General features: G+C 58.4%; 17 protein-coding genes and 1 tRNA gene. 7 read left to right on the top strand and 11 right to left on the bottom strand.

All coding sequences use genetic code 11. The features are described from left to right. Positions 1-124: 124 nt before the first annotated feature. Positions 125-199, top strand: a tRNA-Thr gene (locus tag GBCGDNIH1_RS13300). Positions 200-230: 31 nt separating this feature from the next. Here GBCGDNIH1_RS13300 and GBCGDNIH1_RS13295 read toward each other — a convergent pair. The 8 genes from GBCGDNIH1_RS13295 to GBCGDNIH1_RS24960 all read right to left on the bottom strand — a co-directional run bounded on the left by GBCGDNIH1_RS13295 (position 231) and on the right by GBCGDNIH1_RS24960 (position 9,913). Further along, positions 231-1,142 (bottom strand): DMT family transporter, encoded by a 912-nt coding sequence (locus tag GBCGDNIH1_RS13295; RefSeq protein ID WP_043452600.1) that lies wholly within the window; start codon positions 1,140-1,142, stop codon positions 231-233. Positions 1,143-1,281: 139 nt separating this feature from the next. After that, a complete protein-coding gene (locus GBCGDNIH1_RS13290; protein WP_011630894.1) occupies positions 1,282-1,980 on the bottom strand; it encodes a response regulator transcription factor in 699 nt (232 codons plus the stop codon). Continuing rightward, a complete protein-coding gene (locus GBCGDNIH1_RS13285; RefSeq protein WP_011630893.1) occupies positions 1,977-4,676 on the bottom strand; it encodes a sensor histidine kinase in 2,700 nt (899 codons plus the stop codon). The genes GBCGDNIH1_RS13290 and GBCGDNIH1_RS13285 overlap by 4 nt, the downstream gene beginning before the upstream one ends. Continuing rightward, complete coding sequence (gene kdpC, locus GBCGDNIH1_RS13280) at positions 4,677-5,297, bottom strand: potassium-transporting ATPase subunit KdpC (RefSeq protein WP_198353675.1); 621 nt, start codon at positions 5,295-5,297, stop codon at positions 4,677-4,679. 11 nt (positions 5,298-5,308) lie between these two features. Further along, entirely contained in the window at positions 5,309-7,405 is a 2,097-nt protein-coding gene (gene kdpB / locus GBCGDNIH1_RS13275) for a potassium-transporting ATPase subunit KdpB (protein ID WP_050748373.1), read from the bottom strand. Between the two features lie 15 nt (positions 7,406-7,420). Further along, positions 7,421-9,127 (bottom strand): potassium-transporting ATPase subunit KdpA, encoded by a 1,707-nt coding sequence (gene kdpA / locus GBCGDNIH1_RS13270; protein WP_011630890.1) that lies wholly within the window; start codon positions 9,125-9,127, stop codon positions 7,421-7,423. A 3-nt stretch (positions 9,128-9,130) separates the two neighbouring features. Continuing rightward, positions 9,131-9,220, bottom strand: a complete 90-nt coding sequence (locus GBCGDNIH1_RS13265) for a potassium-transporting ATPase subunit F (RefSeq protein ID WP_043452598.1) — start codon at positions 9,218-9,220, stop codon at positions 9,131-9,133. Between the two features lie 291 nt (positions 9,221-9,511). Next, on the bottom strand, positions 9,512-9,913 hold the full coding sequence (locus GBCGDNIH1_RS24960; protein ID WP_011630889.1) for a hypothetical protein: 402 nt from the start codon (positions 9,911-9,913) through the stop codon (positions 9,512-9,514). Between the two features lie 299 nt (positions 9,914-10,212). Between GBCGDNIH1_RS24960 and GBCGDNIH1_RS13255 the strand changes: the two genes are divergently transcribed. After that, on the top strand, positions 10,213-10,890 hold the full coding sequence (locus GBCGDNIH1_RS13255; protein WP_011630887.1) for a helix-turn-helix domain-containing protein: 678 nt from the start codon (positions 10,213-10,215) through the stop codon (positions 10,888-10,890). A gap of 171 nt (positions 10,891-11,061) precedes the next feature. Here GBCGDNIH1_RS13255 and GBCGDNIH1_RS13250 read toward each other — a convergent pair whose 3' ends face one another. Further along, entirely contained in the window at positions 11,062-12,093 is a 1,032-nt protein-coding gene (locus tag GBCGDNIH1_RS13250; RefSeq protein ID WP_011630885.1) for a LysR family transcriptional regulator, read from the bottom strand. A 111-nt stretch (positions 12,094-12,204) separates the two neighbouring features. Between GBCGDNIH1_RS13250 and GBCGDNIH1_RS13245 the strand changes: the two genes are divergently transcribed. From GBCGDNIH1_RS13245 to GBCGDNIH1_RS13225, 5 genes are all read left to right on the top strand, one after another. Continuing rightward, positions 12,205-13,464, top strand: a complete 1,260-nt coding sequence (locus GBCGDNIH1_RS13245; protein ID WP_025318031.1) for a sarcosine oxidase subunit beta family protein — start codon at positions 12,205-12,207, stop codon at positions 13,462-13,464. A gap of 60 nt (positions 13,465-13,524) precedes the next feature. Next, complete coding sequence (locus GBCGDNIH1_RS13240; RefSeq protein WP_011630883.1) at positions 13,525-13,803, top strand: sarcosine oxidase subunit delta; 279 nt, start codon at positions 13,525-13,527, stop codon at positions 13,801-13,803. Further along, complete coding sequence (locus tag GBCGDNIH1_RS13235; RefSeq protein ID WP_011630882.1) at positions 13,800-16,823, top strand: sarcosine oxidase subunit alpha family protein; 3,024 nt, start codon at positions 13,800-13,802, stop codon at positions 16,821-16,823. The genes GBCGDNIH1_RS13240 and GBCGDNIH1_RS13235 overlap by 4 nt, the downstream gene beginning before the upstream one ends. Further along, the gene (locus GBCGDNIH1_RS13230; protein ID WP_011630881.1) at positions 16,816-17,331 is read left to right on the top strand and encodes a sarcosine oxidase subunit gamma; all 516 of its coding nucleotides are present in this window, start codon (positions 16,816-16,818) and stop codon (positions 17,329-17,331) included. Before GBCGDNIH1_RS13235 ends, GBCGDNIH1_RS13230 begins: the two co-directional genes overlap by 8 nt. Before the next feature lie 164 nt (positions 17,332-17,495). Continuing rightward, positions 17,496-19,661 (top strand): TonB-dependent siderophore receptor, encoded by a 2,166-nt coding sequence (locus GBCGDNIH1_RS13225; RefSeq protein ID WP_043452594.1) that lies wholly within the window; start codon positions 17,496-17,498, stop codon positions 19,659-19,661. A gap of 96 nt (positions 19,662-19,757) precedes the next feature. Here the strand turns inward: GBCGDNIH1_RS13225 and GBCGDNIH1_RS13220 are convergent, their stop codons facing one another. Beyond that, positions 19,758-20,786, bottom strand: coding sequence for a WD40 repeat domain-containing protein (locus GBCGDNIH1_RS13220; protein ID WP_238595335.1), 1,029 nt, complete (start codon positions 20,784-20,786; stop codon positions 19,758-19,760). 8 nt (positions 20,787-20,794) lie between these two features. Beyond that, positions 20,795-21,778 (bottom strand): CobW family GTP-binding protein, encoded by a 984-nt coding sequence (locus GBCGDNIH1_RS13215; RefSeq protein ID WP_025285749.1) that lies wholly within the window; start codon positions 21,776-21,778, stop codon positions 20,795-20,797. Positions 21,779-21,797: the final 19 nt, after the last annotated feature.

The following is a 21,797-nucleotide window of genomic DNA, read 5'->3' as shown; positions in this document are numbered from 1 at the left end:
TCCGGCTCAGGATGCGGGATATAAGGCCGCTTCTTCTCTTGCCGCCTGCGCCGGCTTTCTGTATATCGGCGCCGCTCAAGGATACACACGACCCGTCACAGGGTCGCAGCCTCGTATGCCTTATGCCGACATAGCTCAGGGGTAGAGCAACTGATTCGTAATCAGTAGGTCCTCGGTTCAATTCCGAGTGTCGGCACCATTTTCCGCCCGATAAGATCGAATTTTTATCGTCAGGCATGCCCCGCATCCGAGCCGGACAGGCATAGCATGCCTCCGGCCAGTGCCATGCCCAGCCCCAGCAGATAGGCCGGGATCAGCGGCTCATGCAGAAATACCACCAGCCATATCGTCGATAAAGCGGGCGCTGCAAAGGCCAGCGCTGTCAGACGGGCGGCATGGACCGATGACATCGCGTAGATCCACAGGATGTAAGAGACCCCGTTGATCAACACTCCGTTCAGCAACAAGGCTGGCCATGCCGAGCGGGGTGGCAGGGTCAATCGGCTGAACAGAAGCAGCGGCACCAGCGAGCATAAAAGCGAGAACAGAAAAACCCAGACCGTGCCGGCAAACGCATCCAACCGCAGAAAACGGGACAAGACTGAAAAAAGCGTAAAGCTGAACGCTCCCAGCAGCACGACGCACAGTGTCGCGAAACCGGCTCCTGCCGTGCTCGCATCCGTCTCTGACCCCGCTGGCAGCACGGCATGCCCCGCGGCAGACGCTGTGACCAGCAGAGCCGCAAAACCCAGCGCCATTCCAACCCAGCGTCGGAGACTCATTCGCTCGCTGAACACTGCCATGCCGAGCAATACGATCATCAGCGGCCAGCTCGATTGTGTGACCAGCACCGCCACACCATTGGCATGACCGTAGCCGTAATAAACCGCCAGATAGAAGAAACAATCGAGCATACCAAGTAACGCAGGCAGCATCAGCAGCCTGACCCGGCTGATATCTGCGCGTTTCGGCAGCAGATTGCGCCAGGCCCGACCACTCAGACGATGCACCACCAGCACGGCCAGCAAAGACAGCAGGTTGGACCAGCTCATCATCTGGTAAAAATCGATCTGCGCCTGGGTGAGCTTCGAGACAGTTCCGATCAGGCTCCACAACAGCACGCAGGCCGTGACAGCCAGCAAAGGACCAGTCCGGGATCCTCGAATAACCGTCCCTGGCGGCCCCGCAGACGGCAAAGCATTGTCAGGAGAAACAGAAGGGGCCGTATACTTTGTCACGGGTCAGAACAATTGCTGCAAAAACCAGAGAAGAGGGATGCCTTTACCTGCCCATATCATCCGCTTCTACCAAGCGATAGCCAATACCAGTCTCGGTGACGATATAGCGGGGCTGTTCCGGATTGGATTCCAGTTTCTGCCTGATCTGCCGGATATAGACGCGCAGTTGCTGCACATCGCCCTGCGCGCCCCATAGTTTAGACATGATATGCTGATGGGTCAGCACTTTTCCGGCATGCTGCACCAGCATCCTCAGAATATCCCATTCCCGCGGAGAGAGTTTGATCTCGTCCCCACCCTTGAAGACATGACGCCGCACAAGATCGACCGATAAATCGCCGGAGACGAACACCGGCAGAGTGCCTTCCGTTTGCAGGGAATGGCGCAGCGCCGTGCGCAGACGGGCCACCAGCTCCGCCATGCCGAACGGCTTGGTGACGTAATCATCCGCCCCCATTTCGAACGCCGCCACCTTGCCGCGTTCATTATCCCGCGCCGAGAGGATCACCACCGGCAGAGTGGGAGCCGTTTTCCTGATGTGCTGCAGCACCTCCAGCCCATCCATATCCGGCAGACCGAGATCGAGCAGCACGAGATCGGGCTTTTGCTCGGCCAAAGCCTGCATTGCCCCGGCACCGCTGGCCGCTTCCGTGATCCGCCATGACTGTGTTCCCAACGTGGTGCGCAGCAAACGACGAATGGCCGGCTCGTCATCCACGATCAGCACGCAGGGATCGCTCATCGGTTTTCCGCCTCCACTGGAAGAGTGATCGTGAATTCAGCACCGGAACGATCACTCCGGTTACGGGCCGCGATCCCTCCCCCCATGGCTTCGATGAAACCCCGCGCAATGGCAAGCCCCAACCCGGTACCCGGGCGGGAACGGTCAGCCGCACGGAAGCGCGTGAATTTCTCAAACACGCTCTCCGTGTCCTGCGTGGCGAGGCCGGCCCCCTCATCCAGCACGCGAATCGTCAGAACACCCGGGCCTTGCCCGATCACAATGCTGATCGGCGTGCCCGGCGGCGTGTATTTGGCCGCGTTATCGAGCAGATTGAACAGAACCTGCTCCAGCAGGACATCATCCAGCAAGGGCATGGGCAGGTCGGGCGCGACCTCCAGCCGCACCGGATGATCCGACAAAATGCGGGCCGCACGGGACAATGCGCTGGCCGCCACCTCCGCAAGGTCCACCCGCTCCCGTCGTGGTTGCAATGCCCCGGCCTCCAGCCGGATCATGTCGAGCAGGTTGGCAACGAAACGATTCAGCCGCTCGGCCTCCTCACGGATGGTCAGCAGCAATTCCCGCCGGTCCTGCTCCGTCAGCAGCGCATCATACTCATGCAGGCTGGAGGCAGCCCCGAGAATAGAGGCAAGCGGCGTACGCAGATCATGCGAGAGCGAGGTCAGCAACGCACCACGCAGTTTCTCCGTCTCAGCCGTAAGCCGTGCCTCATCCAGATCTTTCGCCAGACCGATCCGCTCGATCGCCAGCGCTGCCTGATCGCCCAGCGCATCCAGAAGCTGTTGCTGCTCGGGATATAACAGATGGTCCTCGGCATGGGCATCCAGACCGATCACCGCGACCGGCCCGCGACCCGTGCGCAGCGGGATGAACAGCCAGCCCACGCCCGGCAAGGTATCGGAGCCGCGACCGGCCATACGATCATTTTTCCAGGCCCAGCTTGCCGCCGCCAGGTCATCGGCATCAATCTGCTCATCCGGAGTGTAGGATGCGCGCAGAATCAGCCGATCACCCTCCGGCATCAGGATCACGGCATTGCGTTCCAGCGCGGTGGCAATCTGATGGCACGCCGTCCACAGCAGATCGTCCAGCGTGACAATTCCCGACAGACGACGACTGAACTGATAAAGCGATTGCGTGATATCCGCCCTGTGACGCGCCACCACCGCCTGATTGCGGACCCTCGCCCCCAGATGGCTGGCGATCAGGGCGGTGGTCAGAAAAAAGAACATCGCCACCACGTTCTCCGGGGCGGCAATGGTGAAAGTGTAAAGCGGGGGCAGGAAAAAGAAATTGAAACACAGCATCCCCAGCACGGATGCCCACAGGGAAGGCCATAAACCGTACGCCACCGCCACCCACAGAATGGCGGTCAAAAATGTCAGCGATACATTACCGACTTCCAGAATCTGCCGCAGAAGCATGGCAGCCCCGGTTGCCACGCCGATGATCAGCGTGCTGCTGACATAGGGCATGGCCTGACGCGGTTCCGGGGCGAACGGTGTCACCACGTCCTGATCATCATCGCGGGATCGCGCCACGATATGGATTGGAAAACTGCCGCCCGCCCTGATCAGCCGGTTCGTCATCGAACGGCTGAACCAGCGCGCCACACGTTGATACCAGTGCATCCGCCCTGCATGACCATCCGGATGGGCCGCCACAATCTGCGTCACATTATGGGCCCGGGCATAGGCCAGCGCATCCAACGCCTCATCCTGTCCGGGAATGGTGACGGTCTCCGCCCCCAGCGACTGGGCCAGATGCATCTGGCCTGCCATACGTGCCCTTGCATCTTCCGTGATATCGCGCCCCGTCTCGACATGCAGGACAATCCATGGCGCATGCAGATGATCGGCCAACCGCCTGCCATAGCGCAGAAGACTGACATCCCGATCCTGCAATGTCAGCCAGACCATGATGCGCTCCCCCGCCGCCCATGGGCCGGAAATGGCATTGGCCTTCATGTGATCGAGCAGCTGGGCATCCACCTGCTGCGCCGTCTGACGCAGGGCCAGCTCCCGTAACGCGGTCAGATTGCCGGGCGAGAAATAATGCAGCATCGCCCGACCCGCCGCTTGTGGGGCGTAGATTTTACCATCGCGCATCCGCTGCAACAGATCATTCGGGGTCAGATCGACCAGTTCGATCTCATCCGCTTCACTCAGCACGCGATCCGGCACCGTTTCCCGCACACGGATGCGAGTAATGCTGGCAACGATATCGTTGAGACTTTCCAGATGCTGGATATTGACGGTGGTCATAACGTCGATCCCGGCGGAGATCAGTTCCTCCACATCCATCCAGCGTTTCGGATGCCGTGAGCCAGGCACGTTTCCATGAGCCAGCTCATCCACCAGCACCATCTGCGGCGCACGATTCAGGATTGCATCCAGATCCATCTCCGTCATCGTGCGATCACGATACGGAACAGAGCGAAGGGGAATGATTTCCAACCCCTCAACCAAGGCCGCAGTACCGGCACGGCCATGCGTTTCCACAACGCCGATGACGAGATCAACACCATCGCGCAGAAGATGATGCGCGGTGGTCAGCATCTCGCATGTTTTACCAACCCCCGGCGCCGCACCGAGGAAAATCTTCAGCCGCCCGCGACGACCTTCCTGCCCTTCTTTTTCCGCCTGACGAAGCAAGGCATCGGGATCAGGCCGTTCCGGGCGGATGTCCTGCATTTATTTCAGCGTATCCAGAGCCATGTTGAGTTGCAGGACATTGACCCTCGGCTCCCCCAGCCAGCCCAGAAAAGGCTGTTCCGTCATCTGATTCACAAGCGTAACAATAAGATTTTCCGGCAATTTGCGCACACGTGCAATGCGCTTCACCTGAAACATCGCCGCCTGCGGAGAAATATCGGGATCCAATCCACTGCCGGAGCCTGTCACCAGATCCACAGGAATCGGTAAACCTGCCGCCAATGCCTCTGGATTTTCAGCTTTCAGTGCCGCCGCAGAAGCCGCCACACGATCAATCAACGCTTTGGAGGTCGGGCCGAGATTGGAGGCCGCCGAGGCCGCTGCGTTATAAGGCGCGGATATTGTCACAGCTGCATTGGCTGGATCAGGCCCCATCGTTGCCGACAGGCGTGGATGAAAATAGCCGGGCTGTATGAAATTCTGGCCGATCAGACGGGAGCCGACCAGTTTTCCATGGTCGTACACCAGACTGCCCCCTGCTTTTCCGGGCATCACCAGCGCGGATACTCCGGTGATGGCAAGCGGATAGAGAATACCCGTGATCAGGGACAGAAACAGAAAAACCATGATCGCGGGACGAAGGTGACGCATGATGATCATAACGTGCGCTCTCAAGCGAGGCCGAGGCTGACGACGATCATGTCGATCAGCTTGATGCCGATGAAAGGAACGACCATTCCGCCCAGCCCGTAGACCAGCAGATTGCGCCGCAGCAAGGAGGCCGCCCCGACAGGACGATACCGAACGCCCTTCAGGGCCAGCGGTATCAGCGCAACGATAATTAGAGCGTTAAAGATCACTGCCGACAGAACCGCACTCTCCGGGGTGCCGAGATGCATCACGTTCAATGCGCCGAGCTGCGGATAAAAGCCGATGAACATGGCGGGTATAATGGCAAAATACTTGGCGACGTCATTGGCGATGGAAAACGTCGTCAAAGCGCCGCGTGTCATCAGAAGCTGTTTGCCGATCCCGACGATTTCGATCAATTTGGTTGGATCGCTGTCCAGATCAACCATATTGCCGGCCTCACGCGCCGCCACAGTGCCCGTGTTCATGGCGACACCGACATCCGCCTGGGCCAGTGCAGGGGCATCATTGGTGCCGTCACCGCACATGGCCACCAACTTGCCCGCCGCCTGTTCCTTGCGGATCAAGGCAAGCTTGGCTTCCGGGGTTGCCTGCGCCAGAAAATCATCCACCCCACTCTCCGCCGCAATGGCAGCAGCGGTCAGGGGATTGTCGCCGGTGATCATCACCGTGCGGATACCCATGCTGCGCAGTTCCGCAAAACGTTCCCGGATACCGCCTTTCACCACATCCTTCAGATGAATCACACCTAACAGACGGCCACTATCAATCACCGCCAGGGGCGTCCCACCGGAACGGGCAATCTCATCCGCACTGTTCCGAACAGCCTGACGGGATGAATCGGAGGACGCCGCCTCCAACACACTGTCGACTGCTCCCTTGCGTATGCTGCGGCTGCCAATGTCGACCCCGCTCATCCGTGTCTGCGCCGTGAAGGGCACAAAACGGGCCTCCAGTGTTTGCATCTCCCGTCCGCGCAGCGCGAATTTTTCCTTGGCCAGAACGACGATGGAGCGACCCTCCGGCGTTTCATCGGCCAGAGAAGCCAGCTGTGCCGCATCGGCCAGCTCTTCTTCCGTCACCCCGGGAACAGGAATGAACGCCGCCGCCTGACGATCCCCGATGGTGATTGTACCGGTCTTGTCCAGCAGCAGCGTATCGACATCTCCGGCAGCCTCTACAGCACGGCCAGACATGGCCAGCACATTGAAACGGATCAGCCGATCCATACCGGCAATGCCGATCGAGGATAGCAATCCACCGATCGTGGTCGGAATCAACGTGACGAACAGTGCCACCAGAATGAACACCGAAATATGACCGCCCGCATAAGCGGCAAAGCTGGGAATCGTAGCAACGGCCAGAATGAAAATCAGCGTCATGCCTGCCAGCAGAATGGTCAACGCAATTTCATTCGGCGTTTTCTGACGTTGCGCCCCTTCCACCAGAGAGATCATGCGATCCAGAAACGTCTCCCCCTGCGCAGAAGTAATGCGGACAATGATCCAGTCAGACAATACCCGCGTGCCACCCGTCACCGCCGAACGGTCACCACCGCTTTCACGAATCACAGGAGCCGATTCACCAGTGATGGCGGACTCATCGACGGAGGCAATGCCTTCGATCACTTCACCATCACTGGGGATGAAATCCCCTGCCTCGACCAGCACGACATCGCCGACTTTCAGTTCAGGCGCAGCAGCACCCTGATACATACCGGTCGCCGAATAACGGCCATCACTGTCGGCAATCAGGCGTTTCGCCATCGTATCCGTTTTAGTACGGCGCAAACTGTCTGCCTGTGCCTTGCCGCGTCCCTCGGCAATGGCTTCAGCAAAATTGGCAAAGAGCAGCGTAAACCAGAGCCAGAGATTGATCTGAACCGCAAAACCGACATGGCTTTCGCCAGAGAAGATATCCCTGATCAAAAGAACTGTGGTCAGCAGGGTGACACTCTCAACCACAAACATGACGGGGTTATGCCACATCACACGCGGGTCAAGCTTACGAAAACTGTCGCCAATCGCCGGCAGTATCAGGTCACCCCGCAGAAGCTGGCTGCCACGCGGATGGACCCGCTCCGATGCGGCGGGCGCATGGGATGATAGAAAGGTCATGGACAAAAACGCCTTTCAATACAGGGTGCCGCGGAGCATCGACAGATGCTCGACGATCGGCCCCAGAGCGAGAGCGGGCAGGAAAGTCAGTCCGCCGACGATGATGATCACGCCAGCCACCAAACCGATGAACAGACCGGTATCGGTCGGGAATGTTCCGGATGAAGGGGGAACGATTTTCTTGGCGGCCATGGATCCGGCAATGGCGAGAGCAGGCACGATCACAAAAAACCGCCCGATCATCATGCCGATCCCGAGTGTGATGTTCCAGTATGGATTGGCCGTCAGACCTGCAAAGGCACTTCCGTTATTCGCAGCCGCCGAGGTGTAGGCATAAAGCGCTTCGGTAAATCCATGCGGACCAGTGGCAGACAACGCCGCCAGACCCGGTTTGACCACCACTGCCACAGCCGTAAATCCAAGCATCACAAGCGGCAGACACAACACTGCCAGCATCGTCATCTTGATCTCACGCGCTTCTATTTTCTTGCCGAGATATTCCGGCGTACGCCCGACCATGAGGCCCGCCATGAACACTGCAATGATGGCGAACAGGATGAAGCCATACAACCCGGCACCGACACCACCGATGATCACTTCACCCAGCATCATGTTGATCAAGGGCACCATGCCACCCAGCGGCAGAAAACTTTCATGCATCGCATTGACGGCCCCGCAGGATGCATCGGTTGTGACGGCGGCAAACAACGCTGAAGCCGCAACGCCAAAGCGGGTTTCCTTACCCTCCATATTGCCCAGCGACTGGTCGATCCCGAAAGCGGAAAAAGCCGGGTTTCCGTGCGCTTCCGCCCAGTAGACAGCGGTCACACCCACAAAGAACAGAACGGACATAGCCGAGAACACCGCCCAGCCCTGGCGTTCATTGCCGACCATACGACCGAACACGTTGGTCAGACCGGCACCAATGGCAAAAATGCTGATCATTTCGACGAAATTCGTCAGCGCATCAGGATTTTCGAATGGATGGGCGGAATTCACATTGAAGAAACCACCGCCATTGGTCCCCAGCATCTTGATGGCTTCCTGCGATGCCACCGGTCCCAGCGCAATGGTCTGGTGGATGCCTTCATAGGTAGTAGCAACCACACTGCCCGAAAATGTCTGAGGAATACCTTCGAAAACATAAAACAGACTGAGCACGACAGAAATCGGCAGCAACACATATAATGTTGCCCGCACCATATCGACCCAGAAATTGCCAATGGCTTTTGATTCCCGCCGGGCAAACCCCCTGATGATAGCGGCAGCCACAGCAATACCCGCAGCTGCGGATACAAAATTCTGTACTGTCAGGCCGAGCATCTGGCTGAGATAACTCATGGTCGTCTCACCGCCATAGCTCTGCCAGTTTGTATTGGTAACGAAACTGACAGCGGTATTGTAGGCCAGATCGGGCGCTACGCTCCCCTGTCCCGCCGGATTCAACGGCAGGTAAGCCTGCAAACGAAGAATAGCATAGACGGCCACGAAGCAGACGATTTTAAAGCTGAGCAGCGCCAGCGCATAGTGCGACCAGGACTGCTCCTCCTCCGGTCTCACCCCTGAAAACCGGTACAATGCCCGCTCCACCGGCCCCAGAATGGGCGACAGAAAGGTCCGCCTGCCCTCCAGTACAGAGACCAGAAATCCGCCCAGCGGCCTGGTGAGTGCCAGAACGCAAAGAAAGAAAATGCCGATTGTGATCCATCCTGCCATGGACATGGTTCAGAACCTTTCCGGCCGGATCAGGACGGCGGCAATATAGACCAGCAAAAAAATGGTCACACCACCCGCCAGAACGAAATCGAAGCTCATGGCTCATATCCTCGTGCATGCCGTCACGAAGCCGATACAGACGATAAAGCCTACCAGTCCAAGGCCGACATAAAATCCGTCGAGCATTTCATACTCCTCTGCACATCAGGTTTATCGCGCGACCGGGATAGGAATGAGAGAGGGAGAAACCTACTGCCGGTATAGGAATCTCATAGGCACCGAAAGAAAAGCCTTTTTTGAAAAAGAAATGTTGTTATGCAGCTTCTCCGGATCGGGACGGCCCATCCGGAGATAACTGTTCATCAGGACGAAATTTTTTGATACGGGTTTTCAGTAATAATAAAAGGGTGCCCAAGGCCCCCATGCAGACCATTCCATGGCGTAATCCTGATCCATGGATGCTGTTGCCTGCTGCTCATCCGCCAGGTGCTGCTCAAACACTTCATGCCGATAGTTGCTGTAAGCCTTCTGGTCCCCGACATAGACACAACCGCATAGGGTCGGATCGGAATAGACATACAACATCTGGCCATTCCGTACCTGCCGGACAAATTTATGGGGCGGCAAGGTTTTCATGGATGCAAGCCTGGCAGGGGTATCAGGCAGATGAGGAACGAAACCGGCCGCTGCCAGCTTGTTTTCCTTCTGGGTCACGTTCTGGCCGCATCCTGTAGCAGCAAACAGAATGGCAACCATCGGCAGAACACGGGCTACAAAATTTTTACAAGACATCGCTGATCCCTGTTTTTAAATCAAACTCAGTATAGTGCATTATAAAAAATCTTCATCAAGAGAAATTTGTTAGTTGCAATAAAAAACATTTCTTGAAAAAATATCAAATTATAGAGGTTTTATATAAAAAATATTTATTAAAAAAAGGTATTACAACAATAGAAAAATTAGATTATTTTTTATTTGCTATTTTTCTGATGATCGTTTTTTGTACATTATATTTTAGTACAATATCAAATTTCTTTACGACTCATCAGAATATGGTTCTATATTCTGCTTAAAAGGATTTTCTCTGTAGCATGAACAAAAAAATTACCTCCCAGACATCTGACAGGCAGCCTCCTGCATCTGTCGATGTGCCTTTGATTACCGGCTCCAATGCCCCCCCTGTCAGAACGGAGGCGCCGCCTGCTTCGCTGGAGGCCGCTATTGGCGCGAAAGTGCGCCGCCTGCGCCAGCGTCTTGGCATTACGGCGGCCGATCTTGCGGTGGAAGCGGATTTATCGGCCGGGATGCTCTCGAAAATCGAAAACGGCTCTACGTCTCCGTCACTCGCCACGCTTCAGGCATTGTCCCGCGCTTTGAATACGCCGATCTCAAGCTTCTTCAGCGATTTCGATGAACGACGCGATTGCAGTTATGTGCCAGCCGGCATGGGCCTGAGCATTGAACGGCGCGGCACCAAAGCAGGACATAAATACGAGCTGCTCGGGCATTCTCTAGGCTCCGGCCTGGCAGTGGAGCCATATCTGATCACCCTCAGCAAGGATGCCGCCCCCTACACGCAGTTTCAGCACAAGGGAACAGAGCTGATTTATATGTTGTCGGGCAGCATTCGCTACCGCCACGGGGATGGGCTTTATGCCTTGAATCCCGGTGATATGCTGTCTTTTGATTCGGCAGCGCTGCATGGACCGGAGGAGCTGACAGAACTGCCAGCCCAATTCCTGTCGATCATCGTTTATAACCGGGAATGATCGGGAGCGGATACTGGGTCGCAATCAGAAGAGGCTGGTCCTGGAACCCCTGCCCTACGGACACAGGCGCGGTGGTCCAAGGGGCTGCAAACGCAGCTGCCGGAGCACTCATCAGAAATGCAGCAGACAGGATCTTCATAAAACGGAACGACATCCTGGCATTGATATGTCTCAATCACCCATCCCGTGATCGGCATTGGGGCCGGTCATGGATGATAAGGGTGGCAGCAGCTCCGTTTTTCCTTCACAAACCCAGCCCATAGAACGGCGCAGCCACGGCATGGCCTCAGCCTCCAGCGCCTTGCGCACCCCCTGTGCCAGGGAACGCGGCACTGTTCCAAGCTCCCTCCGCCGCGCGACCAGGGTCAGCTGACGCCGCAGGGATGGTCCCGGCAAAGGCAGGCAGCGTATGCGGCTCAAATCCGTACGTGCCTCATAGAGACAGAGCGGCGTGGTAATCCCCCAGGCAATCCCCTGCTCCACCATCGCCATAACGCCATAAGGCGTATCGAATTCCTGATGACGTGGCAGATCCAGTTGCAGACGGCGCAGATGCCGCTCTATGTCGATCCCCGTGCGGGAACGGGCACTATACCGGGCCAATGGCAGCCGTTCAGACAACGCGGTCAGAGAGGCAGCAGCGGACAATCCTTCCGGCAGATCAATCCCGGCTGGAAGCGCCAGAATATAAGGCTCGTCGAACAGATTCCAGCGTTCCAGCCCGTCCAGATCCTGCAACGCATCCGTGCCGAGGCAGATATCCAGATGCCGCGTCAGCAATGCACTGGCATGGCTGGCGGTCAGGCCGGACAAAAACATGACCTGATCAGCCATCGTCTCCAACTGTTGCGCCAGAGGCCCCAGCACGGCGCGGGACAGGGAATCGACCATCCCGATCCGCAGCAGCGCCAGACGCCGCTGGCGAACCTGACGCAGCAGCGGGGCAATCTGCCGCGCCTCATCCAACAATGCAGCGCCGCGCTGCCGCAACAGCACCCCTGCCGGCGTGGGTGAAAGCGGTCTGACGCCACGATCCAGCAACGCGACACCGCTGCGTTTCTCGATCTCGGCAATGGCCTGCGAGACAGCCGGCTGCGACAAACCCAGCCTGCGCGCCGCACCAGCCATACCGCCAGCATCACAGACCGCCAGAAAAATCTCCAGCACTCTCAGATCAAATGGCAGTCCGGGGCTATGCAGCATGCGCGATCTCCTCAGAGGCAGGAGTATAAGAAAAAATTATACCCTGTCCCATCGCCTCCACCGCTACGTTTTCCCTCATGCGCCCCATGCGCCTGCCGGAGAAGCATTGCCGTGTTGTCAGACCGCTATTCCATTCTGTCCGTGATCTCACAGGCATTGCGTGGACATAAGGGTTGGAAACCCGCCTGGCGTGATGCCGCACCCGCCCCATCCTATGATGTCGTGATCGTGGGAGGCGGCGGACATGGATTGGCCACAGCCTATTATCTTGCCAGCCGTTACGGTATCCGCAACGTCGCTGTGTTGGAAAAAGGCTGGATCGGCGGCGGGAATGTCGGCCGTAACACCACCATTATCCGCTCCAATTACGGGCTGCCGGGTAACATCCCGTTCTACGAACTGTCCATGAAATTGTGGGAGAGTCTGGAACAGGACATCAACTACAACGCCATGGTCAGCCAGCGCGGTGTGCTGAACCTGATCCATTCCGATGGCCAGCGCGACGCCTATGCACGGCGCGGAAACGCCATGCGACTGCACGGGGTGGATGCGGAGCTGCTGGACCGCGAGGCAGTGCGTGCGATGTATCCATTCCTGAATTTCGATCATGCACGCTTTCCCATCAAGGGCGGTCTTCTGCACAGACGCGGCGGCACGGTCCGGCATGATGCGGTGGCATGGGGCTATGCCCGCGCCGCCGACCGTCTGGGGGTAGACATCATTCAAAACTGTGAAGTCACCGGGCTGAAAATCGAACATGGCCGGATTCTCGGGGTCGACACAAAACGGGGCTTTATCGGTGCGAAAACGGTGGCGCTGTCAGTGGCCGGCTCTTCCAGCAAAGTCGCGGCCATGGCGGGTATGCGGTTACCGATCGAAAGCCATGTGTTGCAGGCTTTCGTCAGTGAAGGTTTGAAACCGGTCATTCCCGGCGTCATCACCTTCGGCGCGGGGCATTTCTATATCAGCCAGTCGGATAAAGGCGGCCTTGTGTTTGGCGGCGATATTGACGGCTACAACTCCTATGCCCAGCGCGGCAATCTGCCGACCATCGAGGATGTATGTGAAGGCGGCGTCGCGCTGATGCCCGCCATTGGCCGGGCCAGATTACTGCGGCACTGGGCCGGGCTGATGGACATGTCGATGGATGGCAGCCCGATCATCGACCGTACCCCTGTTGAGGGGCTGTATCTGAATGCAGGCTGGTGTTACGGCGGCTTCAAGGCGGTTCCCGCGGCAGGGCTGTGTCTGGCCCATCTGGTCGCCACCGGCGCGCCGCATGAGGTTGCCACAGCCTATCGCCTGGACCGTTTCGCCACCGGTCATGTGATTGATGAAAAAGGCATGGGCGCACAGCCCAACCTGCACTGACGCGGTTTCAGAACCGGCCTGATTTGAACGACGATCAACGACACTGAAAAGGACCAGGATATGCGCATCGCCTGTCCCTGTTGCGGCCCGCGCGGCCTGGAGGAATTCCTGTATCGTGGCGATGCCACCCGCACTCTTCCGGCGGCCTCGGCCAGCACGGAGGCATGGGCCGATTACACCTATCTGCGCGACAATCCGGCAGGGGTGCATGAGGAATACTGGTTCCATACCGCCGGTTGTCAGAACTGGCTGCGTGTCAGGCGCGATACGCGCGACCACGGCATCGTCAGCGTCATGCTGGCCCGCGATCCATCCTCCTCTGCAACAGGAGAGGCATGATGAGTGCCCCCCTTACCCAAAGCTGCCGTCTACCCTCCGGCGGCATGATCGATCGCACCAGCCCGCTGCATTTCCATTTCGACGGGCGCGCCTATACCGGTCATGCGGGTGATACGCTGGCCTCCGCCCTTCTGGCCAACGGAGTGAAGCTGGTCGGGCGTTCGTTCAAATATCATCGTCCGCGCGGTATTCTTTCAGCGGGCGAGGAAGAGCCGAACGCGCTGGTGCATCTGCGCAGCGGCGCAAGGCAGGAACCGAATACCCGTGCGACGACAATCGAGTTGTTCGACGGGCTGACCGCCACCAGCCAGAACCGCTTCCCCTCGCTGCGTTTCGATCTGCTGTCGGTCAATCAGTTGATCTCACCGTTTCTGACGGCGGGGTTCTACTACAAGACCTTCATGTGGCCTGCCGCGTTCTGGGAAAAGCTGTACGAACCGGCCATTCGCCGCGCCGCCGGTCTCGGTGCCCTGTCGGGCGAGGCCGATCCTGATCGCTATGAAAAAGCGACGGCTTTTTGTGACGTTCTGGTGATCGGCTCCGGCCCTGCCGGGCTGGCGGCGGCGGTCGCGGCGGCACGGACGGGGGCGCGTGTCATTTTGGCCGAACAGGATAGTCGTTTGGGCGGCCGCACCCTGACCGAGCGCCGCGACATCGACGGCCAGCCCGCCGCGCAATGGGCCGCAATGATGGAAGCCGAGCTTGCCGCCTGTGCGGAAGCCCGCATCTTCCGCCGCACCACCGTGTTCGGAGTGTATGATGGCGGCACGTACGGCGCGCTGGAACGCGTGGCCGATCATCTGCCAGTGACTCCGGATCATCTGCCGCGCCAGCGCCTGTGGCGCTTCATGGCCCGTCGCTGCATTCTGGCCACCGGCAGCATCGAACGCCCGCTGGTTTTCGACGGCAATGACCGCCCCGGCGTGATGCTGGCAGGCAGCGTCAGAAGCTATGTCAACCGCTTTGCCGTGCGGCCCGGTCAGCGCGCCGTGATCGCCCTGAATAATGATGATGCCGCCCGCACCGCGGCCGATCTGGCGGCAGCCGGACTCTCCGTCGCCGCCCTGATCGACCAGCGGACGGAAACCTCGCAGGCCGTACGCGACATCGCCCACCGCACCGGTGCAAGGCTGTTTGCCGGTGCCCACATCAAAAAAGCACATGGCGGTGCGAGTGGCATACGCAGCGTCAGCATCGCGGGTACCGATGGCGGAGTCGCCACACTCCGCGCCGATCTGCTGGCCATGTCGGGCGGCTGGACACCGGCCCTGCATCTGACCACCCATCTCGGCGGCAAGCCGCGCTGGGACGATACGGCCAGCACATTCCTGCCCGATACCGACAGATTACCGCCCGGTATGAGCGTGGTGGGGGCTGCTTCGGGCTGTTTCGGCCTCGGTGCGGGGATTGCCGAAGGAATGCATGCAGGGCTGGAAGCGGCCGAATCCTGTGGTTTTTCGGTCCCTTCAGCCCCGGCACTTCCGACCACGGATGATCTCGATGCCGATCCGGCCCAGCCGCTGGGTCAGATCCGCAGCGTCAAGGGTAAGGCTTTTATCGACTTCCAGAACGATGTGACCGCGAAGGATGTGGCGCTCGCGCATCAGGAAGGCTTTGTTTCGGTCGAGCATCTGAAGCGCTACACCACGCTGGGCATGGCCACTGATCAGGGCAAAACGGCCAATATCAACGGGCTGGCCCTGATGGCGGGGATCACCGGCGCGGGCATCCCCGCCACCGGCACCACCGGCTTCCGTCCCCCCTATACACCGGTTTCGATCGGTGCGCTGGGGGGAGCGCATCGCGGGCCGCATTATCGTCCGCGCCGCCTCACCCCGCTGCATCGCTGGGCTGAAGCACGCGGCGGCGTGTTCACCGAGGTCGGACAATGGATGCGCGCCCAGTATTTCCCGCGTCCGGGAGAATCCGACTGGCTGGCCACCGCCACCCGTGAGGTCAATGCAGTGCGGAACGGGGTAGGGTTCTGCGATGTCTCCACGCTGGGCAAGATTGATATACAGGGCGCGGATGTAGCCGAATTTCTCGACCGGGTCTGCGTCAATCGCCTCTCACGCATTCGCAGCGGTCGCGCCGGATATCTGGTGATGCTGCGCGAGGACGGGTTCGTGCTGGATGACGGCACCGCCGCACGGCTCGGAGAAGATCATTATCTGCTGAGCGCTTCCACCGCCCATGCCGGGCAGGTGTTCCAGCACCTCCTCTACTGCCATCAATGTCTGTGGCCGGAGCTGGACGTGCAGATTGCCTCCGTCACCGAGCAATGGGCGCAGATCGCTATTGCAGGTCCACGATCACGCGATGTTCTGCACCGTCTGATCGACCCTGCGTTCGATCTGTCCCGCGAGGCATTCCCGCGCATGAGCGTGGCCGAAACCATGCTCACGGATGGAACGCCTGTACGGTTGTTCGGCCTCTCCTTCTCCGGTGAGCTGGCTTATGAACTGGCCGTCCCCGCCCGTCGCGCAGCCGAAATTGCCGACCGGCTGATGGAGGCCGGGGCCGAGTTCGGCATCACCCCCTACGGCACCGAAGCCATGGGGATCATGCGGGTGGAAAAAGCCTATCCGGCTGGCAGCGAGTTAAACGGGCAGGTCACGCTGCATGATCTGAACGCCGGAGGATTGATGGCCGACAAGGAATGCCTCGGTCGTGCTATGGCTCTGCGCCCGGCCTTGACGGATCCTGGCCGTCCACGCCTGATCGGCCTGCGCCCGGTCGATGCCGGCTTCCAGATCGACCCCGGCATCAGGATGCGGGCAGGCGCCCATCTGCTGCCCCGCGGCGCCGAAGCCAGTTCCGCCCATGATCAGGGATCCATCACCTCTGCCGTCTATTCTCCCACTCTTGGCCATTGGATTGCGCTGGCACTGCTGTGTCGGGGGCCTGAAAGGGCGGGTGAAATCATCCGCGTCTACGATCCCGTGCGCGGAGAAGATTATCTGGCCGAAATCGTTTCCTCCGCCTTCGTCGATCCTGCCGGAGACCGCTCCAATGTCTGAAACACCTTTTGTGATGACGGAACAGAGCCGGGCCATCGCGCTGGTCAACACCAGACGGAATGGCCATTCCGCCCTGCGGGATGTCTTCCTCATCGGGTACGGCATCCCCCTGCCGGAGACCGGAAAGCGCAGCGCCGTACCCGGTATGGAGGTACTATGGAACGGCAACGGACAGTATCTGGTCATCGGTCATGATCCTGGCCTTGCATCGGACATACGGGCTGCCGCCGGTAGCAATGCCTCGGTCACGGAACAGGGGGATGGACGGGTGATCCTCCATCTCTGCGGTACTGCTGTCAGGGATGTGCTGGCGAAACTGATCCCGATTGATCTGCATCCACGCAGTTTCGGTCCGGAGGATACGGCCATCACCACCATGGCCCACGTCACCGTGCAGATATGGCATCCCGACCGGGAAAACGGTTTCCATCTTGCCATACCCCGCAGCTATGCCGAGTACGCCATCGCCATGATCACCGAGGCCGCCCGTGAGTGGCAGGCCGGTTAACCACAACTGAATAATCGGCCATCATCATAATCTCCGTAAAGCGTTGCCATTTAGCAACGCTTTACGATGAACTTTAAATGAGAACGATTATTATAATCATTACCTCTTCCAAAAGGGGAAGCGTTTCCGGTAAGCGCCCTTGCCACGTGAGCCGGAGACTTCAGATGACATTCAAAGCCCTTCTTCTTGCCAATGCCGCCATGACGGCGGGCATGCTGGCTGTCATGCCGCAGGCACAGGCCGACAGCGCGGCACAGAAAATTTCGCAGGCCGAAACATCGGCCTTACCCACCCTGTCCGTACAGGGGCAGAAAACGACCGCCAGCACACCGGTACAGGGATTTCTGGCAACCCGCGATACCAGCGCCACGAAAACCGACACGCCTATTCTGGAAACCCCGCAAGCCGTGACGGTCATTACCCAGGACCGCATGCAGGTCCTCAATACACGCAGTATCAGTGAAGCGCTTCGCTATACGGCAGGCGTCAATGCGGATTCATATGGCGCCGACGTGCGGGGCTTCTATGGCTCCATTCGTGCCTTTACCCCGGATGTCTATCTGGACGGTACGCGCACACCCATTACCACCACCTCTCAGGCATTCCAGATCGAGCCATGGGGTATGGAACGCATCGAGGTGCTGCGTGGAGCGGTCTCTCCCCTGTATGGTTCAGGTAATCTCGGCGGTCTGATCAATGCCGTCAGCAAAACACCCAGGCTGAACCAGCAAAACCAGATGCAGATTCAGGGTGGCTCCTTCGGTCGTATTCAGGGTGCGGTGGATGTAGGGGGAAAACTCAACAAGAGCGGAACATTGCTGTGGCGTTTCAATGCCTTGTTGCGCGATTCAGGCACTGGTTACAAAAATATCAAAAACAATCGCATTTATGTTGCCCCGTCCATCGCGTGGAAACCGGATGCCGATACCAGTGTGACCCTGCTGGCCAGCTACATGCAGGATGATGCAGGATCATCCGCCCAGTTCCTGCCCGCCAAAGGCACAGTCCTGCCCAATCCCAATGGCCGGATTCCGCGTGACTTCCTGAATGGCGATGAACAGTTCGACGTTTATTCCAAGCGCCAGATCGCTGTCGGATATGCAGCGGAACATCATATTCTGTCGAACTGGGTGGTACGCCAGAACATGCGCTTTGCCCATATCGACCTGAATTATCGTTCCATCTACGGAAATGGATATGCCGGCCAAAGCCTGCGTACGCTGAATCGCGTCGCGATGTGGCAACAGCCCATCATGAACACGGTGACGCTGGATACAAATACGGAATACAAGGCCGCCACAGGCCCGATCGGTCATGACATTCTGTTGGGTGTCGATTTCCGTAGCAATGCCAACCAGCAACGTAACGCGAGCCTCAACGGTCCTACGCTGGACGTTTTTGCACCTGTCTATCGCAGCTTCACATGGCCGACTTTCGCAGGCCCGCGCGGTGTCACACTCACCAGCACCAACCAGACACAGACACAGACCGGTGTCTATCTGCAGGATCAGCTCTCCTACCAGAACTGGCACCTGACACTGACCGGACGGCAGGATTTTGCCTCCACCTCCACGGTGAACAATCTGAAAAAATCTACAGCTTCCCAGGATAATCAGGCTTTCACCGGTCGTGCCGCCCTGCTTTATGCATTCCCGAGCGGTGTCTCACCCTACGCAGCCTATTCCACATCGTTCCTGCCACAGGCTGGCACAGATATGCAGGGCAATGGCTTCCAGCCTCTGACCGGAGATCAGGTCGAAGTCGGCATCAAGTATCAGCCGCCCTCGACCAACGTTCTGTTCACGGCGGCGGCCTATGATCTGCACCAACAGAACGTGCTGACTCCGAACCCGATTGCACCCACATTCAGCGTACAGACGGGCGAAATCCGCAGCCGCGGCATCGAACTGGAAGCAACCGGCAAAATCACCCGGAACCTTTCCCTGATCAGTGCCTTCACCTATCAGGAGCCGCTGATTACAAAGAGCAATGTGGCCGGTGCAACCGGATCGCGGCCCGTCGCACAGGCGAGCCATATGGCATCCGTGTTTCTGGATTATACTTATCCGATCAGCGAGGATCTCAGCGTAGGGCTTGGCGCCGGTACCCGCTATACCGGTGAAACAGCCGGTGCCGTACCCAACACCTTCACGGTACCGAGTTTCCTGCTGTTCGATCTGGTAGCACACGCGGATTACAAACAGTGGCGCCTGCAGGTGAATGCCACCAATCTGACCGATAAAACATTTGTCGCCGCATGCAGCAGCCTCAGTGCTTGCGGGTATGGTCAGGGCCGTGCCGTGTTCGCCTCTCTCGGATACCGTTGGTAATCAACAGCCCTTGGCGAAACCGATATAAAAATAGCGCCCGGTCATAAACCGGGCGCTATTTTTTTGGGGCTGCGATATTCAGACAATAAAAAGCGCCTATTCCTGCCGTGAAAAATCAATCCAGGCGGCAAAGCCGGTTGTAGTGCCGAATGCAAGATGACGCCCATCCGGGCTCCATCGCAGCACCGTGATCTCTCCACGACCCGGTGCACAGATCGGCAGAATACGACCGGACTCAATATCGGCCATGACAGCCAGCCCATCGGAATATCCTGCCGCGACCGCCTCATGACGCGGGTGGCAGGCTACGGCCGTGCACAAACCATCCGGGATCGGAGCCAGTTCCATGGGCTGTTTGCCCATCGGCCCTCCACCGAAAAACGGCCACAGCACAATGGCTTCGGCCCCGGAACTCGCCAGCCATTTACCGCTTCTGGAAAAAGACAGCGAGCGTGTTTTGGCGGGATAGCCGCTCATACGCATGTGATGCCCGTCACTCAGCCGCCAGCCATGCAGAGAGTTTTCCTGCATGGATGTCACCACCGCTTCCGCTGCCGGATGCACGGCCACACCGGTATGGCTCCCTTTCCATGCGAGAACACGAGGGTTATCGGTTTTGGACGCCACATACCAGATGCTGACGCCATTATAGTGGGAGGCAAACAAACGCTTGCCCTTCGCATCAAAAGCAAGCCCGGTGACCGTGGACGCATGCTCAAGAGTTTTCAGCAATTTACCCTGTGCATTGAAAACATGCACCGCCCGGCCTGCCGTACAGGCAATCACTCCGAGTTTACGGTCCGGATGCACGGCGATGGTCTCTACCCATTTGCCCTTGAAACCGGCCACTGTCTCCACCGTCCCGTCAGACCGGATCAGACGCAAATGGCCGTCATCGCCGCCAGACAGAAAACCATCCGCCGCAGGAGAAGCACAGAAAGAAAGTAGTCCGTCCTCATGCGTCCTGATCTGATTTGTTTCAGTCGGATCGGACAAAGACAGCACGTGGACACAGCCATCCGCTGCCGCAAAGGCCACATGCGACTGGCTGAATGCCACACCGATTGCGTAGGCTCCAAGCTGTACCTGCCGCCCGCGGGACGTCAGCAGGAAGTCCTCATCCATCTCCCCGCTCATGATACCGCCGCACGGCATGCCTCAAAACCGCGTCGCAATTGCGGGCGGTTCAGATCACGCCCGATAAACACGATCCGGCTGCGCTGCCCCGGCTCTGCCGGGCCAATGTAATCGCCATCCGCCAGCATATGCACGGCTTGAAACGCAAAGCGCTTGTCTTCACCAGCATAGTGTAAAATTCCTTTGGTACGCAGCAGATCCTGCCCTTTGGTCTGAAGCAGCTCGGCAATCCACGCATTGAACTTTTGTGGATCAAGCGGACCATTCACTTCCAGGCTGATGCTTGTCACCCCCTCCGAATGATCATGCGAGTCATGATCGAGGAAATCAGGGTCGTTTGCCAGAATGCGATCCAGACTGAATGCGTCCAGCCCCAGTAATTCCGTGACCGGCACATCGGCGCGATGGGCACGACGGATCACGGTATGCGGGTTGATGGCCTTTATTCTTGCCTCCAGCGCATCCAGTTCTTCCGGCGTGGCCAGATCGGTCTTGTTGAGGATGATGACATCCGCGAACGCGATCTGGGTCATGGCTTCGGTGCTTTCTTCCAGCTGACGCGGCAAATGCCGGGAATCCACCACCGTCACGATCGCATCCAGCCGGGCATTGCGCCGCACATCTTCATCCATGAAGAAAGTCTGTGCGACCGGGGCGGGATTAGCGAGGCCGGTGGTCTCGACAATAATGCCATCGAAACGCCCACGCCGCTTCATCAGCCCGGAGATGATGCGAATCAGATCACCACGCACTGTGCAGCAGACACAGCCATTGTTCATTTCGAACACTTCCTCGTCCGCATCGACGACGAGGTCGTTATCCACGCCCAGCTCACCGAATTCATTGATCACCACGGCAAATTTCTTGCCATGCGGCTCCGTGAGGATGCGGTTGAGCAATGTCGTTTTGCCGGCCCCCAGAAAGCCGGTCAGCACAGTGACGGGAATGTGTGGCGGAGCGGAAGCAGCTGTGTCTGTCATGGTCGTTGTCTTTCCTGTC

The organism is Granulibacter bethesdensis CGDNIH1, assembly GCF_000014285.2.
Classification (GTDB): domain Bacteria; phylum Pseudomonadota; class Alphaproteobacteria; order Acetobacterales; family Acetobacteraceae; genus Granulibacter; species Granulibacter bethesdensis.
The sequence above is the reverse complement of the archived record's forward strand: the minus strand, read 5'-3'. Positions and strand labels throughout refer to the sequence as shown.